Origin of the sequence: Paraburkholderia sp. 35.1 (assembly GCF_050436525.1) — a bacterium.
Lineage (GTDB): Bacteria > Pseudomonadota > Gammaproteobacteria > Burkholderiales > Burkholderiaceae > Paraburkholderia > Paraburkholderia tuberum.
On the sequence record NZ_JBNDMJ010000003.1, the window covers coordinates 2,165,130 to 2,180,283 of the forward strand.

Sequence of the window (15,154 nt, forward strand, 5' to 3'; positions counted from 1 at the left end):
CTCAGGGAGGGCGCTTATGAATGTCCTGTTTGCATTGCGTGTGTTTTCAACGGCGCGCGACGGCGGCGGTGGGTCGCCGCGCCGCGGCATTGCTCTCGCCGCTGAGGTCGCGCGCGCCCCAGCGTTGCGCGAGCGCGGCGCAGACCATCAACTGGATCTGGTGGAACAGCATCAGCGGCAGCACCACGGCGCCGACCGCATGCGACGCGAAGATCACCTTGGCCATCGGCACGCCGGCGGCGAGGCTCTTCTTCGAGCCGCAGAAGATGATCGTGATCTGGTCCGCGCGGCTGAAGCCGAGCCGCTTGCTCGCGAAGATCGTCGCGGCCAGCGCGAGCGCGAGCAGCACGGCGTTTACCACGACGAGGCCGCCGAGCGCGGACAGCGGAATCGTGTGCCACAGGCCTTCGGTGACGGCCTCGCTGAACGCGCCGTAGACGACGAGCAGGATCGAGCCCTGGTCGACGAACTTCAGCACGCCGCGATTCTTCTCGATCCACTTGCCGATCAGCGGGCGCAGCAGTTGGCCGGCAACGAACGGCACGAGCAGTTGCAGCACGATGTTGCCGATCGTATGCCACGGCGACGCACCGCCGCTCGCGGCCTGATTCGCCACGATGACGCTGACGAGTGCTGGAGTGACGAAGATGCCGAGCAGGCTCGAGGCGGACGCGCTGCATACCGCGGCCGGCACGTTGCCTTTGGCAATGGACGTGAACGCGATCGACGACTGGACCGTCGACGGCAGCGTGCAGAGGAAGAGGACGCCGGCGTAGAGCGACGGCGTGACCAGCGGCGAAAGGACCGGTTTAAGCGCGAGGCCGAGCAGCGGAAACAGCGCGAACGTGCTCAGCAGCACCACGAGGTGAAGGCGCCAGTGCGTCGCGCCCGCAATGATCGCCTCGCGTGACAGCTTGGCGCCGTGCAGGAAGAACAGCAGGCCGACCGCGATGTTCGTCACCCAGTTGAACCCCACGGCGGCCTGTCCATGAACGGGCAGGAAGCTGGCGAGGATCACGGTGCCGACGAGGCACAGGGTGAAGTTATCGGGCAGGAATTTCGGGCGGGCCATGTCGCAATCTCGATTCAATGACGCGGTGTAAGCATTGGACGGGTCTGTCAGGCGTGGTCCATGCCAATGGAAAGCGGCTATTGTTGTCGAAAGCCGATTGAAAACGCAAATTCATTTGCCGAATCGATTAATGAAGTTTGCGCATTGACTCCCCAATCAGGCCGAGCCCATTCGTGCGACGCGCCAGGTTTCAGTATTGGCGAGGTGCTTTCTCGCGACAAACCGTTTAACCATTGACGTTGCAAGCGGCGTTTATTTGCAACAAACGGCGCCCGCGCGGGCTAGGCGAAAACGCCGGCCAGCAGCCGCCGAGGCGCGTCCGCACGAGGCCTCCGGCGCGGAAAAACACCGCAGTAACAGGGTGTTACATCCACCGACGAGACCTAACACTTTTTGGCTCGACACCCTCTGCCCCCGACCATAAATTACTCGTTCAAAGGCCGCAGGGATGCCCTGCGCCGCGACAGGAACGCGGCGCTTTTCTCCTCCCGCAACAGGTCCATCGCAGCTCGAACGGTGGATTTCAGGCAAGTCTTCGGGCGTGAGAGTCACAGGTGGACGGGTTGTCGAGAACGAGGCACTGGGCGTGGGGCGCGGTCATCGCCGTGCTGTGCTCGTTCGCCTATGCGAAGGAGCCGGGTGGGCCGCATGGCGGCGGTGCCGCCGCGGGCGGCGCTTATTCGCGCGACACTGCCGGGCGCGCGCCGCGCATGGAGATGCGTGGTGTCGGCCGTTATGCCGGTGCGGGCGGCGCACCTGCTCCGGGCGGCTCGCGCAATGCGATGGCTTCTCGTGACGCACGCGCGCAGCGCGGCAACCCGAATATCGCGGACGCCAATTTCGGTTATGGCCTCGGCAGCTACGAGTCCGGCATGCGCCGTGTCGGCGATCCGTCCGGCTATGCGGGCGCGATCACGCCGGTCAGCGCGGAGTCGCGTCCGGTGCCGCATCCCCCGTCCAACATGCCGATGCGCAACGGCTCGATCCGCGCCGACGTCGCCCGCTACAACGAAGAGCGTGGCGCAGCGCGCCCGATGCAACGCCCAGCCGACGATCCGCGTCAGCCGGGCGGTTCACCGTACCGGAATTAGCTGAGCGCGATTTCGCAAACCACCGCACCGCCCCAACCGCAGTCCCGAAACCCGTCTTCCAGATCCTTCCCGCGATCCCTCGCGCGGCTTCGCGCGCCTTCGTCTGCGCCATAGCCCCGAATCTGACGTTTCGACGCCACACTTTTTTGAAAACACCCGGCATCGAATTACCGGTCAGCGTCAAATCTTGGCATTCTGCCGCGTCGCGTCATCGGCCCGTCATTTAAGGCGTTCACTCCCGCTGTGGCGCGCGGTTCGCCGCATGCCGCATTGCGTCCAGGGGGCGGCGCTAGTCCGCTCTGAAGCGTCATATCAAGCCGATAACCAACCAAACTAATCAGACCGATATACCCGCAATAAGCAGCGATATTTTTGTTTATAAAAATGGTCCGCAAAGATGGGACCCGCCCAGATTGACTCGACGATCGAACGGATAACAACGACGTTTCGTGCGAGCGCCCCCTTTCGCACAGCCACACCCTTTTGACAAAGAATGGAGAATCCATGAACACAAGCCTCAGCAGCGCGCTGAAGACTACTCTCAAGGCCACTGCATGCGTCGCCGCGCTGGCGGGCGCGTCGTCGGCGTTCGCGCAATCGAGCGTGCAGCTCTACGGCCAGGTCGACGAATGGGTCGGCTCGCAGAAGTTTCCGGGCGGCCAGACCGCGGTGGTCGTGTCGGGCGGCGGCATGTCGACGTCGTACTGGGGCTTCAAGGGGACCGAGGATCTGGGCAACGGCTACAAGGCGATCTTCACTATCGAAGGCTTCTTCCGCGCGCAAACCGGCGAGTACGGCCGCTTCACCGGCGACACGACGTTCTCGCGCAATGCGTACGTCGGCATCGAATCGCCGTACGGCACGGTGACCGCCGGCCGCCTGACGACGCCGCTGTTCGTGTCGACGATCCTGTTCAACCCGTTCGTCGATTCGTACGTGTTCTCGCCGATGGTCTATCACGTGTACCTCGGCCTCGGCACCTTCCCGACCTACACGACCGACCAGGGCGTGACCGGCGACTCGGGCTGGAACAATGCGGTGTCGTATACGTCGCCGAACTTCAACGGCCTTTCGGCGACCGCGATGTACGCGCTCGGCAACACGACCCAGAACGGCGCGAAGAAGTGGAGCGGCCAGGTGCTGTACTTCCATGGCCCGTTCGCGGCGACGGCGGTGTACCAGTACGTGAACTTCAACAACGTGCCGGGCGACCTCGGCAGCTTCGAAACGTCGGGCGTGCCGGGACTGCGCAGCCAGAGCGTCGCGCAGGCGGGCGTGTCGTACGACCTGAAGTTCGTCAAGCTGTACGGCCAGTACATGTACACGTACAACGACCAGCAGGTCACGAGCTGGCACGTGAACACGGGACAGGGCGGCGTCACGGTGCCGTTCGGGCCTGGCTCGGTGATGGCTTCGTATGCGTATTCGCGTAACGGCGGCGGTTCGAACCAGACGCGCCAGACTGCGGCGGTCGGCTACGACTATCCGCTGTCCAAGCGCACCGATGTCTATGCCGCGTACCTGTATGACCACATCACCGGTCAGTCGAGCGGCAATACATATGGCGCGGGGTTGCGCGCGAAGTTCTGATCTCGGCCCACGGTGTCACCGCAAAGCCCGCGTTCCGCCCGGAACGCGGGCTTTGTCGTTTTCGGGTGCCGCCGAATACGAGCGTTTGCTGCCGTCCTTTTGATAAACCCGGCAAAATGACGTCGATTGATTCCTGAAGCGAGCGACTGAGATGGACACCCTCGTCAGCATGAAAGTGTTTCGCCACGTGGTCGAAGCCGGCAGTTTCGTCGGCGCGGCGGACAAGATGGAGATGTCGGCGGCGATGGCGAGCAAGCATGTGATGCATCTGGAGCAGCAGCTCGGCGCGCGGCTCCTGAACCGCACCACGCGCCGCGTCGCGCCGACCGAGGCAGGCCGCGAGTACTACGAGCGGCTGAGTCAGGCGCTCACCGAGCTCGACGAAGCCGGCCAGGCGGTCGGCGCGGCAAGCGTCGTGCCGCACGGGCGGCTGCGGGTGTCGTCGCTGTCGGCGTTCGGCCTGAATCACGTGATGGCCGCGGTCGCGGACTACGCCGCGCAGTATCCGCAGGTCACCGTCGATATGACACTGTCCGACCGCGTCGTCGAGCTGATCGACGAGGGCTTCGACGTCGCGATCCGCGCGTCGCCGGGCGGGCTCAAGTCGTCGTCGCTGATCGCGCGGCAGATCGCGACTGCGCATCTGGTGCTGTGCGCATCGCCCGCCTATCTGCGCAAGCATGGCACGCCGAAGAGCGTCGCCGATCTTGCGCGCCACAACTATCTGCAGTACGCGGGCGTATCGGCGCTCGAAGTCGCGACCGGCGACGCGGACTCGCGTGTGCGCCTGTCGGGCAACCTGATCGTCAATCAGCTCGAGGCCCAGCGCGTGGTCGTGCTGCATGGCGCGGGCATCGCGATGCTCGGCACCGAGGTGATCGGCAGCGATCTCGCCGAAGGGCGGCTCGTGCCGCTGCTCGTCGACCAGGTGCCGCCGCGGGAGCTGCCGATCCACGTCGTCTACACGAGCCGACGGCATCTATCGGCCAAGGTGCGCTCATTCGTCGATTTTCTGGCGGCGCGGTTCGCAAACGAATCGCTGTGGCCGTCGCTCGACCAAATCAAGGCGTTGGCGGTGCGGTAGCGTTTCGCGAAGCACCGAGCATACGTCGCCAATCGCCCGCCCCGTGCCCCGGCGCCGTGTTACCCCGTTTCTATATACTGATTGTGAGCACCCATCAGTTAAATGATCTGGGGGAGACATGACCGATCTGTCCACGCCGCAGCGTGCCGGCAGCCACGAACTGCCCGCGGGCCGGCGCCTGCGCTTCGTCACCGCCGCCGCACTGTTCGACGGCCACGACGCGTCGATCAACATCATGCGGCGCATCCTGCAGGCAAGCGGCGTCGAGGTGATCCACCTCGGCCACAACCGCTCAGTCGCCGAAGTCGCGACCGCCGCGCTCAACGAGGACGCCGACGGCGTCGCCGTGTCGAGCTATCAGGGCGGCCACAACGAATACTTCCGCTACCTGGTGGATTTGCTGCGTGCAAACGGCGGCGAGCGCATCAAGGTGTTCGGCGGCGGCGGGGGCGTGATCGTCCCCGAGGAAATTGCCGCGCTCGAACGCGACGGCGTCGAAAAAATCTACTCGCCGCGCGACGGTCAGCGGCTCGGTCTGCAAGGCATGATCGACGACATGATCGCGCGCTGCGTCGAAGGCGCGCGCGCGGCCGACGCGGCGCGGCCGACGCCGGTGCGCGAATGGCTCGCCGAGCTGGCCGGGCGGCCGTTGCCGCGTTGCGGTGAGGCCCATGCTCCGCACGCTGGCACTGCTGCTGGCTCGCACCCCGCCGATTCCGCCGTGCCGATCTTCCGCCGCCTCGCGCAACTGATCAGCGCGTTCGAAACGAACAGCGTCGACGCCGCCGCGCGCGACCAGCTAGCGATGCTCGCGCAAGCGCCACGCATCCCGGTGCTCGGCATCACCGGCACCGGCGGCGCGGGCAAGTCGTCGCTGACCGACGAGCTGATCCGCCGCTTCCGGCTCGACTACGGCGACACGCTGAACATCGCCGTGCTCGCGATCGATCCGTCGCGCCGAAAATCCGGCGGCGCGCTGCTCGGCGACCGCATCCGCATGAATGCGATCGGCGATTGGGGCGACGGCGCCCGCATTTATATGCGCTCGATGGCGACGCGCGAGGCATCGACCGAACTCTCCGATTCGCTACCCGCCGCGCTGATGCTGTGCAAGGTGGCGGGCTTCGATCTGATCGTCGTCGAGACGTCGGGGATCGGTCAGGGCGATGCGGCGATCGTGCCGTTCGTCGACGAATCGCTGTACGTGATGACGCCGGAGTTCGGCGCCGCGAGCCAGCTCGAGAAGATCGACATGCTCGACTTCGCGAGCTTCGTCGCGATCAACAAGTTCGATCGCAAGGGTGCGCAGGATGCGCTGCGCGACGTCGCGAAGCAGGTGCAGCGCAATCGCGGGGACTTCGCGACATCGCCCGACGCGATGCCGGTGTTCGGCACGATCGCGGCGCGCTTCAACGACGACGGCGTGACCGCGCTGTACCGGCGCATCGCTAATGCGCTGCGTGCGCACGGCCTGCGTGAGGGCGGCGCACGGCTCGGCGCGACCGAAGGCCTGCGCTTTTCGAGCAACCTGCATGCGATCGTGCCGCCCGCGCGCGTGCGCTATCTGGCCGACATCGCGCAGACGGTACGCGGCTATCGAGCGCGCGCCGACGCGCAGGCGCAAATCGCGCGGGAACGCTGGCAGATCGTCGAGACGCGCCGCATGCTCGGCGAGGCGGGCAGCGGCGCCGCGTCGCTCGATGCGCTGATCGACCAACGCGGCGCCGCGCTCGGCGAGCGCGAACGCAAGCTGCTCGACGCGTGGCCGCAAACGGTGGCCGCCTATGCGGGCGACGAACATGTGGTGCGCATCCGCAAGCGCGAAATCCGCACCGCGCTGACGGTCACGACGCTGTCCGGCTCCGAAATCCGCAAAGTGTCGCTGCCAAAATTTGTCGATCACGGCGAGATCCTGCGCTGGCTGATGCTCGACAATCTGCCCGGCTATTTCCCATTCACCGCTGGCGTGTTTCCGTTTCGTCGCGAGAACGAGGACCCGACGCGCATGTTCGCGGGCGAGGGCGATCCGCAGCGCACGAATCGTCGCTTCAGGCTGCTGTCGGAAGGCATGCCGGCCAAACGGCTATCCACCGCGTTCGACTCGGTGACGCTGTACGGTGAGGAGCCGCACGAGCGCCCGGACATCTACGGCAAGGTCGGCAATTCGGGTGTGTCGGTCGCGACGCTCGACGACATGAAGACGCTGTATGACGGCTTCGATCTGTGCTCGCCGGATACGTCGGTCTCGATGACGATCAACGGCCCCGCGCCGACGATCCTCGCGATGTTCTTCAACGTCGCGATTGACCAGCAGATCGCGCTGGGCGAGCAACAACAAGGCCGCCCGTTGACCGAAGCCGAACTCGCCGCAACGCGCCGCGCCGCGCTCGAAAACGTGCGCGGCACCGTGCAGGCCGACATCCTGAAAGAAGACCAGGGGCAGAACACCTGCATCTTCTCGACCGAATTCAGCCTGAAGGTGATGGGTGACATTCAGGCGTATTTCGTCGAACACGGCGTGCGCAATTTCTATTCGGTGTCGATTTCCGGCTATCACATCGCCGAGGCCGGCGCGAACCCCATCTCGCAGCTCGCGTACACGCTCGCGAACGGCTTCACCTACGTCGAGGCGTATCTCGCGCGCGGCATGTCGATCGACGACTTCGCGCCGAATCTGTCGTTCTTCTTCTCGAACGGCATGGACCCGGAGTACACGGTGCTCGGCCGCGTCGCGCGACGCATCTGGGCGGTCGCGATGCGCGAGCGCTATGGCGCGAACGAGCGTAGTCAGAAGCTCAAGTATCACGTGCAGACGTCGGGCCGCAGCCTGCACGCGCAGGAGATCGATTTCAACGACATCCGCACGACGCTGCAGGCGCTGATCGCGATCTACGACAACTGCAACTCGCTGCACACCAATGCGTTCGACGAAGCGATCACGACGCCGACCGAGGAATCGGTGCGCCGCGCGGTCGCGATCCAGCTGATCATCAATCGCGAATGGGGGCTCGCGAAGAACCAGAATCCGAATCAGGGCAGTTTCGTGATCGATGAATTGACCGACCTGGTCGAGGAGGCTGTGCTCGCCGAATTCGAGCGGCTGACAGAGCGCGGCGGCGTGCTCGGCGCGATGGAAACCGGCTATCAGCGCGGACGGATTCAGGACGAGTCGATGCTGTACGAGCATCGCAAGCATGACGGTTCGTATCCGATCGTCGGCGTCAATACGTTCCTGAGCGCGCATCCGCATGAAGCGCCGCGGCCGTTGGTGCTGGCGCGTTCCACCGACGCGGAGAAGCAGAGTCAGCTGCGGCGGTTGCGCGACTTCCAGGCGCGCCACCGCGACGCCGCGCCTGAGGCGCTCGAACGCCTCAAGCGCGCGGTGATCGACGACGGCAACGTGTTCGCGGTGCTAATGGACGTGGTGCGCGTGTGTTCGCTCGGGCAAATCACCCACGCGCTGTTCGAGGTGGGCGGGCAGTATCGGCGGAATATGTAGGCCGCGAGCGGGCGCCCCGGCCCGCCTCGTTCTTCACCTCAGCGCGCGATGCCGAGCCGCGCCTTCGCGTCGTTGTATTCCTTCTTCAGACGCCGCACGAGTTCGGCGACGTCCGGCACGTCGTCCATCAGGCCGACGCCCTGGCCCGCGCCCCAGATGTCCTTCCACGCCTTCGCCTTGTCGCCGCCGAAGTTCATCTTGGTCTTGTCCGATTCGGGCAGCGCGTCGGGATCGAGCCCCGCGTTCGCAATGCTCTCGCGGATGTAGTTGCCGTGCACGCCGGTGAACAGGTTCGTGTAGATGATGTCCGACGCCTTCGCGTTGATGATCGCCTGCTTGTAGCTGTCGACCGCGTGCGCTTCTTTGGTGGCGATGAAGCGTGTGCCCATGTACGCGAGGTCCGCGCCCATCGCCTGCGCGGCGAGAATCGAGCCGCCGTTGGCGATCGAGCCCGACAGCACGATCGGGCCGTCGAAAATGCGCCGCACCTCGCCGACCAGCGCGAACGGCGAGGTGGTGCCCGCGTGGCCGCCCGCGCCCGATGCGACCAGAATCAGCCCGTCGACGCCGGCTTCCAGCGCTTTCTGCGCATGACGCAGATTGATCACGTCGTGCAGCACGATGCCGCCGTAGCTGTGCACCGCATCGACGATCTCGCGTGCCGGCGCGCGCAGGCTGGTGATGAAGATCGGCACCTTGTGCTCGACGCAGACGCGCACGTCGTGCTCGAGCCGCGCATTCGACTGGTGAACGATCTGATTGACCGCGATCGGGCCGATCACCGCATCCGGGTTCGCGGCCTTGTGCCTGGCGAGTTGCGCCTGGATCTGCGTCAGCCATTCGTCGAGCAGCTCGGCCGGGCGCGCGTTGAGGGCAGGGAACGAGCCGACGATACCGGCCTTGCACTGCGCCAGCACGAGTTCGGGATAGCTGACGATGAACATCGGCGAAGCGACGACGGGCAGCGCGAGGTTTTGCAGAACGGCGGGCAATGCCATGGTGCGAGTCTCCAGGTTGGGCCAACCGGTGCGACGTGCGCCCGGCGAATAGATGAATGAGTTTAGCGGCACACGGCTTGCGGCGTGTTGACCGGCGAATGCGTGTGGCAGTCGAACGATACCGGCATGCCGAAGTCGCGCCAAACATTTAAGAACGGTCGTTCGATTATAGGCGAAGTGGGTTCGAAGGAGTATTCAGGTTCCATGTCTGCGTGGGATATCCCACCTCGCACGGACCTGTTGGCCTTCTACAATGCACGGACCTCAAACGATCAACGAGACGTCATGGCCTTCGAAAATTTCACGTCTTTTCGCGTCGCCGTGGGCGATGTCGACATTTTCGGAGTGAAGGGCGGCGCCGGGCCGCCTCTGCTTCTGCTGCACGGTCATCCGCAATCGCATCTGATCTGGGAACGCTGCGCCGCGCCGCTCGCGCAGCACTTCACGGTGATCGCAACCGATCTGCGCGGCTATGGCGCGTCGGGCAAACCGCCGAGCGATGCCGCGCACGCACCGTATTCGAAACGCGTGATGGCCGCCGACCAGGTCGCGGTGATGCGCCACTTCGGCTTCGAGCGCTTCCTCGTCTGTGCGCACGATCGCGGCGCGCGCGTTGCGCACCGGATGGCGCTCGATCACGCCGACGCGGTCGAGCGTTTGATGCTGCTCGATATCGCGCCGACACTCGCGATGTACGAAGCCACCGACCGCGCGTTCGCAACGCACTACTTCCACTGGTTCTTCCTGATCCAGCCCGAGCCGCTGCCCGAAACGTTGATCGGCGCAAATCCGGCTGCCTATGTCGACGCGGTGATGGGCGGACGTCATGCGGGTCTCGCACCGTTCGATCCCACCGCGCTCGACGCGTATCGGGCGGCGCTCGCGCAACCGGGTGCGGTGCACGCGATGTGCGAGGACTATCGCGCGTCGGCGAGCATCGACCTCGAACATGATCGCGCCGATATCGAGCGCGGCAACAAGATCGGCTGTCCGCTGCGGGTGCTGTGGGGCGACAAGGGCGTGATCGAAAAATGCTTCGATGCGCTCGACGAATGGCGGCATGTCGCGCGCGACGTGAGCGGCCGCGCGCTATCGTGCGGGCACTATCTGCCTGAGGAAGCGCCGGACGAACTGGTCGCCGAGATGCTGTCGTTTTTCGAGACGCTCGAACAATAAGCGCCGGGCTGCTTCGCGCGACCTTCGTTTGACCAGCGATGGACCTTCGTTAGCCGAGCGGCGGCAGCCGTCGCGCGACCGGCGTCGACTTGACGATCGCCGTGCTGGTCTCCGCGCGCTCGGTCACTTTCGACAGGATCTCGTCGAGCTGTTCGATCGAATGCAAGTACAGGCGGCAGATGAAACAGTCGTCGCCGGTCACCTTGTCGCATTCGACGAACTCCGGAATGCGCCGGATCACTTCCTCCACCAGATGCAGCTGCCCGGGCAACGGCTTCACGCGCACTACCGCCTGCAGCGTGAAGCCGAGCGCGCGCGGATCGATCTGCACGGTGAAGCGCTCGATCACGCCCTGCGCTTCGAGCCGCCGCACGCGTTCGGCCGTGCTGGGCGCCGATAAGCCGACGACGCGCGCGAGTTCGCTGACCGGCTGGCGCGCGTCCTGCGCGAGCGCGGCGAGCAGTGCGCGGTCGGTGTCGTCGAGTGCGACCGGCGTGATCGATGCAAGGCGTTTGCTCATGACGGCCTTCGTTTATGAGGTGAAAATGCGGTAACGCTTAAGTTTAGCCATGTATTCGCGCGGGTGGATTAATTAGACTGCCAGTTATGCAGTCACAATCCGGGATCGAATCATGGCTTCAAACAAGGCTTCCGTCACGACCTCGAGCAGTTCGCCCAGCGACATCCGCCGTGGCGCGGCGGAGATGAGCGTCGCGATGCTGATGTCGGGCACGATCGGCTGGCTCGTCGTGTCGTCGCAGCAAAGCCCCTTCAACGTGGTGTTTTTCCGCTGCATTTTCGGCGGCGCGACGCTCGCGCTCGTGTGCGCCGTACTCGGCCTGTTCCGCCGCGAGCTGTTTTCGTGGAAGATGCTCGGCCTCGCGTTGCTCGGCGGCGCGGCGATCGTCGTGAACTGGGTATTGCTGTTCGCCGCGTATTCACGCGCGTCGATCTCAATGGCGACGGCCGTCTACAACACGCAGCCGTTCATGTTGGTCGGACTCGGCGCGCTGGTGTTTCGCGAGCGCATCAGCGCATCGACGATCGCGTGGCTCGTGGTCGCGTTCGTCGGGCTCGTGTTCGTCGTGAAGGTCGAGCCGGCCGTGCTCGCGGTGCCGGGGCAGTATCTGGTCGGCGTCGCCTATGCGGTCGGCGCGGCGGCGATGTACGCGGTGTCGTCGATCATCACGAAGCGGCTGAAGGGCACGCCGCCGCATCTGCTCGCGCTGATCCAGGTATCGCTCGGCGTGCTGTTGCTCGCGCCGTTCGTACGCTTCGACGCGTTGCCGGCAAACGGCGCGCAGTGGCTCGAACTGGTCGTGCTCGGCGTCGTCCATACCGGTCTCATGTACGTGCTGCTATATGGCGCGATCCAGAAGCTGCCGACGTCGATGACGGGCGCGTTGTCGTTCATCTATCCGGTGGTCGCGATCATCGTCGACCGGCTCGCGTTCGGACAGACGCTCGCATGGATTCAGGTGCTCGGCGCCGCGCTGATTCTGCTGGCGGCGGCGGGCGTCAATCTCGGATGGCGGATCGTGCCGCAGAGAAAGCGCTTATCGTCCACGTGATGCCGATTCGACATTCAATCGGATATTGCTACGGATCCCGGAACAACGCGCAAGCGTTCAAGCGCCTAACGCCGTTTGATGACAGATCATGTATGCATTCGTAAAACGTGGCGTCTAATTTCTGTAGGGAAATCACCGATGCGATGCAAAAACCCACACGCGTATCATCGACAGCGACGCTGATCACGTCCAACAGATGTTCCGCCGCTCGCTTCGTCGAGCGGTTTTCTTTTTAGGAGCACGGTTTTGCGTTCCGGTGCGCTTTTCCACCGCGCCGGTCGAACCGGTCACATCACAGTTCAATGCCGCGCGAGAATGCGCGTGCCGTCCACTTCGAGCGGTCCACCGTTCGCCGCAAGCTCCCCGATCATTCCCTTCAGCAACGCGGGCCATTCGCCGCGCGGCTTCAGCATCGAGGCGGCGGCGCGCATCACGGCCGCGTCGTCGAGCATGCGCGAAAGCGTGTCCACGCTCATCTCGCGGACTTCGAGCAGCTTGAATACGATCAGCACCTTCAGCGCGTTCCTTGCGTTGCGCGCGGGATCGGCGCGCAACCAGGCGACGCGCGACATCGCGCGTTCGAGCGCCGCTTCGACCTGCGTGAACGGCGCGCCGTGGCCTGGGATGACGACGCGCACGTCGAGCGTTGCGATCAGGTCGAGCACGGCTTGCTGCTCGGCGAAGCCGCTTTCGCCTTCGAGTTCGGGAAAGATCACGCCGAAGCCGTTTTCCCACAGCGCATCCGCGCTGATCAGCAAGCGTTCGTCCGCGCAATAGAGCATCAGCGAATGCGGATTGTGGCCCGGCGCGCCGAGCACCTGCCAGTCGAGCGCGCCCAGCCGCAAGCGTGCGCCGGGTGCCAGCGTGCCGGTGAAGCCGAAGCGCTCGCAGGTTTGACCAGTCGCGCGAAAGCTGAGGCGAGTTTCGTCCCAGCCGCGTACGGCATCGGCTTCGGATGACGGGATCAGCGTGCGGCACGGCCACGTTGCCTGCAACAGTGCGTTGCCGCCGCAATGATCCGAATGCAGGTGCGTGTTGACGATCAGATCGAGCGGCCGCGTGCGCAACGCATTGCGTACCAGCGCGACCGTTTGCGATGCGTGCGTCGCATAGCCGGTATCGACCAGCGCGGCGCATGTGTCGTCGACGAGCAGCACGTTGTTCGACGACAGCCAGCCGCGCTCGAAAACCCGGATCGATGCGGGCAGCGCGATCATGGCGTGGCCGTTCTCGCTTGCGCGTCCACGACCGCGTCGGGCTTCGGCATCACGAGGATCGTCGAGGTACCCGTCAACATCAGCTCGCCGCGCTGATTGACCACCGAACCTTCGAGATAGGTCAGATCGCCGTTCAGGCTCGGCTTCCAGTGAGCGTCGTGCACACGCGCATTGACTCAGGTTTTTTGTTACCGGGCGAGGGTCGTTGCCTCATGTAATTTGCTACCCGTCAGCATGCAGGCGGGAGCGACTTATGACGAGGCGGCTCAGCATGACAACACGACAGGAATTGACTGAAGCAGTCGGCGAGCGGTACCGCCGTTCTGACCAGAATGAGAAACGCCAGATACTGGACGAATTCGTTGAGTTGACGGGTTACCATCGGAAGCACGCGATCCGTGTGCTGTGCCGGGAGTTGCGGCCGCCAAAGGTAAAGCCCGGCCCGCAGAGACGCTATGACGATGAGGTGGGCGCCGCGCTGATCACCCTCTGGGAGGCCGCTGACCGGATCTGCGGCAAGCGGCTGAAAGCGCTGATCCCGACGCTGATCGAGTCGATGACAAGGCATGGTCACCTGTCACTATCGAAGGGCGTCCACCAGCGGCTCAAGCAGATCAGCGCCGCCACCATTGACCGACTGCTGCACGACGTGCGCGAGCAGGCTTTCGGTGGCCAACACCGACGCGCCAGCGGAGTCGGCAGTGCTATTCGCCGTGCCGTGCCGATCCGGACCTTCTCGGACTGGAACGATCCGCTGCCCGGTTATTTCGAGATCGATTTCGTGCAGCATTGTGGTGGCGGCAAGGTCGACAGCGAACTCGTGCACACGCTTGTGATGACCGATATCGCGACGGGATGGACCGAATGCCTGGCCATGCCGTTTCGCAGCGGCGCATTCGTTCTGGAGTATATCGAGCAGGTCCGCCGTGCGTTGCCGTTTCCCCTGCGCGGTCTGGATTGCGACAACGATACCGCCTTCATGAACGAGACGGTGTTCGACTTCTGCAAAGCGATGGGCATCGAGCTTACGCGGTCGCGTGCATACAAGAAGAACGACCAGGCGTGGGTCGAGCAGAAGAATGGCGCTATCGTTCGCCGCCTGGTCGGCTACGGAAGGCTGCAAGGTCTGGAGGCCACGGAAATCCTTGCCTCCCTTTACCAGGTTTCGCGGCTCTACATCAACTTCTTCCAGCCGTCGTTCAAGCTGAAATCCAAGACACGTCACGGCGCGAAGGTGACGAAGCACTATGAATCACCCTTGACGCCGCTCGAGCGCGTCCTGCGATCGGCCTCAGTGCCGGAGGCAACCAAACGCAAACTCCGAACCCGGTTCAGGGCGCTCGACCCGCTGGATCTGTTGTGCCGGATGCGTGAAGCACAGCAGCACGTTGCGACCTGCAGTGAATGCGGCACCCCACCGGCCGAGACAGAGACACCTGACCGCGTTGCCCTGGCGGAATTCCTGGTCAGCCTCGGAACAGCGTGGCAGGACGGCGAGGTGAGACCAACCCACCAGCGGAAGGCCGGTGTGCCCCACACGTGGCGCAGCCGGCAAGATCCGTTCGAGCACACGTGGCCGACGATCCAGCAATGGCTCGAATCCGAGCCTGGCATTACAGCAAGGAAACTGCACGAGCGCCTCGTCGCGCTGGCACCCGCGATGTATTCCAGTGCCCAGCTACGCACCCTGCAGCGCCGCGTGAAAGCATGGCGATCAAACCGCGCGAGGGAACTGGTTACCAGAATCCTCGATGAGCCCGCTGCGATGAAGGCTGGCGCCGCTACGCAGCGCCAGCCTTCATCGCAAAACAATCGGAAAACGACAATTAGGCTGGAGTAACATCTTCCCGTGAGGC

General features: G+C 64.4%; 11 protein-coding genes and 1 pseudogene. 7 read left to right on the forward strand and 5 right to left on the reverse strand.

Features of this window, described 5'->3' with window-relative positions; genetic code table 11:
- Positions 1-46 precede the first annotated feature (46 nt).
- Positions 47-1,072 carry a bile acid:sodium symporter family protein gene (locus OKW27_RS30110; protein WP_429335642.1) on the reverse strand — a complete coding sequence of 342 codons (1,026 nt, stop codon included), beginning with the start codon at positions 1,070-1,072 and terminating at the stop codon, positions 47-49.
- Between the two features lie 554 nt (positions 1,073-1,626).
- Between OKW27_RS30110 and OKW27_RS30115 the strand changes: the two genes are divergently transcribed.
- The 4 genes from OKW27_RS30115 to icmF all read left to right on the forward strand — a co-directional run bounded on the left by OKW27_RS30115 (position 1,627) and on the right by icmF (position 8,336).
- Positions 1,627-2,163: a hypothetical protein gene (locus tag OKW27_RS30115; RefSeq protein ID WP_429335643.1), complete on the forward strand. Its 537-nt coding sequence runs from the start codon at positions 1,627-1,629 to the stop codon at positions 2,161-2,163.
- Positions 2,164-2,667: 504 nt separating this feature from the next.
- Positions 2,668-3,753 (forward strand): porin, encoded by a 1,086-nt coding sequence (locus OKW27_RS30120; protein ID WP_429335644.1) that lies wholly within the window; start codon positions 2,668-2,670, stop codon positions 3,751-3,753.
- A gap of 151 nt (positions 3,754-3,904) precedes the next feature.
- The gene (locus tag OKW27_RS30125) at positions 3,905-4,837 is read left to right on the forward strand and encodes a LysR family transcriptional regulator (protein ID WP_429335645.1); all 933 of its coding nucleotides are present in this window, start codon (positions 3,905-3,907) and stop codon (positions 4,835-4,837) included.
- Between the two features lie 118 nt (positions 4,838-4,955).
- Positions 4,956-8,336, forward strand: a complete 3,381-nt coding sequence (icmF, locus tag OKW27_RS30130; RefSeq protein WP_429335646.1) for a fused isobutyryl-CoA mutase/GTPase IcmF — start codon at positions 4,956-4,958, stop codon at positions 8,334-8,336.
- Between the two features lie 38 nt (positions 8,337-8,374).
- Here the strand turns inward: icmF and OKW27_RS30135 are convergent, their stop codons facing one another.
- Positions 8,375-9,334, reverse strand: a complete 960-nt coding sequence (locus OKW27_RS30135) for an NAD(P)H-dependent flavin oxidoreductase (RefSeq protein WP_429335647.1) — start codon at positions 9,332-9,334, stop codon at positions 8,375-8,377.
- A gap of 285 nt (positions 9,335-9,619) precedes the next feature.
- On the opposite strand from OKW27_RS30135, the gene OKW27_RS30140 reads away from it, so the two are divergent.
- On the forward strand, positions 9,620-10,510 hold the full coding sequence (locus OKW27_RS30140) for an alpha/beta fold hydrolase (RefSeq protein WP_429335648.1): 891 nt from the start codon (positions 9,620-9,622) through the stop codon (positions 10,508-10,510).
- 49 nt (positions 10,511-10,559) lie between these two features.
- Here the strand turns inward: OKW27_RS30140 and OKW27_RS30145 are convergent, their stop codons facing one another.
- Positions 10,560-11,030, reverse strand: coding sequence for an Lrp/AsnC family transcriptional regulator (locus OKW27_RS30145; protein ID WP_184026307.1), 471 nt, complete (start codon positions 11,028-11,030; stop codon positions 10,560-10,562).
- Between the two features lie 112 nt (positions 11,031-11,142).
- Between OKW27_RS30145 and OKW27_RS30150 the strand changes: the two genes are divergently transcribed.
- Positions 11,143-12,081 carry a DMT family transporter gene (locus OKW27_RS30150; RefSeq protein ID WP_429335649.1) on the forward strand — a complete coding sequence of 313 codons (939 nt, stop codon included), beginning with the start codon at positions 11,143-11,145 and terminating at the stop codon, positions 12,079-12,081.
- Between the two features lie 299 nt (positions 12,082-12,380).
- Here the strand turns inward: OKW27_RS30150 and OKW27_RS30155 are convergent, their stop codons facing one another.
- Positions 12,381-13,298, reverse strand: a complete 918-nt coding sequence (locus OKW27_RS30155; RefSeq protein WP_429335650.1) for an MBL fold metallo-hydrolase — start codon at positions 13,296-13,298, stop codon at positions 12,381-12,383.
- Positions 13,295-13,465 (reverse strand): annotated as a pseudogene (locus tag OKW27_RS30160) (MaoC family dehydratase); the annotation flags it as partial. The pseudogene OKW27_RS30160 and the gene OKW27_RS30155, both read right to left, overlap by 4 nt.
- A 104-nt stretch (positions 13,466-13,569) precedes the next feature.
- On the opposite strand from OKW27_RS30160, the gene OKW27_RS30165 reads away from it, so the two are divergent.
- Entirely contained in the window at positions 13,570-15,138 is a 1,569-nt protein-coding gene (locus OKW27_RS30165; protein ID WP_425199440.1) for a transposase, read from the forward strand.
- Positions 15,139-15,154 lie beyond the last annotated feature (16 nt).

Coding starts and splice junctions, on each gene's coding strand:
- OKW27_RS30110 (WP_429335642.1), bottom strand. CDS start 1,072: ATGGCCCGCCCGAAATTCCTGCCCGATAACTTCACCCTGTGCCTCGTC.
- OKW27_RS30120 (WP_429335644.1), top strand. CDS start 2,668: ATGAACACAAGCCTCAGCAGCGCGCTGAAGACTACTCTCAAGGCCACT.
- OKW27_RS30125 (WP_429335645.1), top strand. CDS start 3,905: ATGGACACCCTCGTCAGCATGAAAGTGTTTCGCCACGTGGTCGAAGCC.
- icmF (WP_429335646.1), top strand. CDS start 4,956: ATGACCGATCTGTCCACGCCGCAGCGTGCCGGCAGCCACGAACTGCCC.
- OKW27_RS30135 (WP_429335647.1), bottom strand. CDS start 9,334: ATGGCATTGCCCGCCGTTCTGCAAAACCTCGCGCTGCCCGTCGTCGCT.
- OKW27_RS30140 (WP_429335648.1), top strand. CDS start 9,620: ATGGCCTTCGAAAATTTCACGTCTTTTCGCGTCGCCGTGGGCGATGTC.
- OKW27_RS30145 (WP_184026307.1), bottom strand. CDS start 11,030: ATGAGCAAACGCCTTGCATCGATCACGCCGGTCGCACTCGACGACACC.
- OKW27_RS30150 (WP_429335649.1), top strand. CDS start 11,143: ATGGCTTCAAACAAGGCTTCCGTCACGACCTCGAGCAGTTCGCCCAGC.
- OKW27_RS30155 (WP_429335650.1), bottom strand. CDS start 13,298: ATGATCGCGCTGCCCGCATCGATCCGGGTTTTCGAGCGCGGCTGGCTG.
- OKW27_RS30165 (WP_425199440.1), top strand. CDS start 13,570: ATGACAACACGACAGGAATTGACTGAAGCAGTCGGCGAGCGGTACCGC.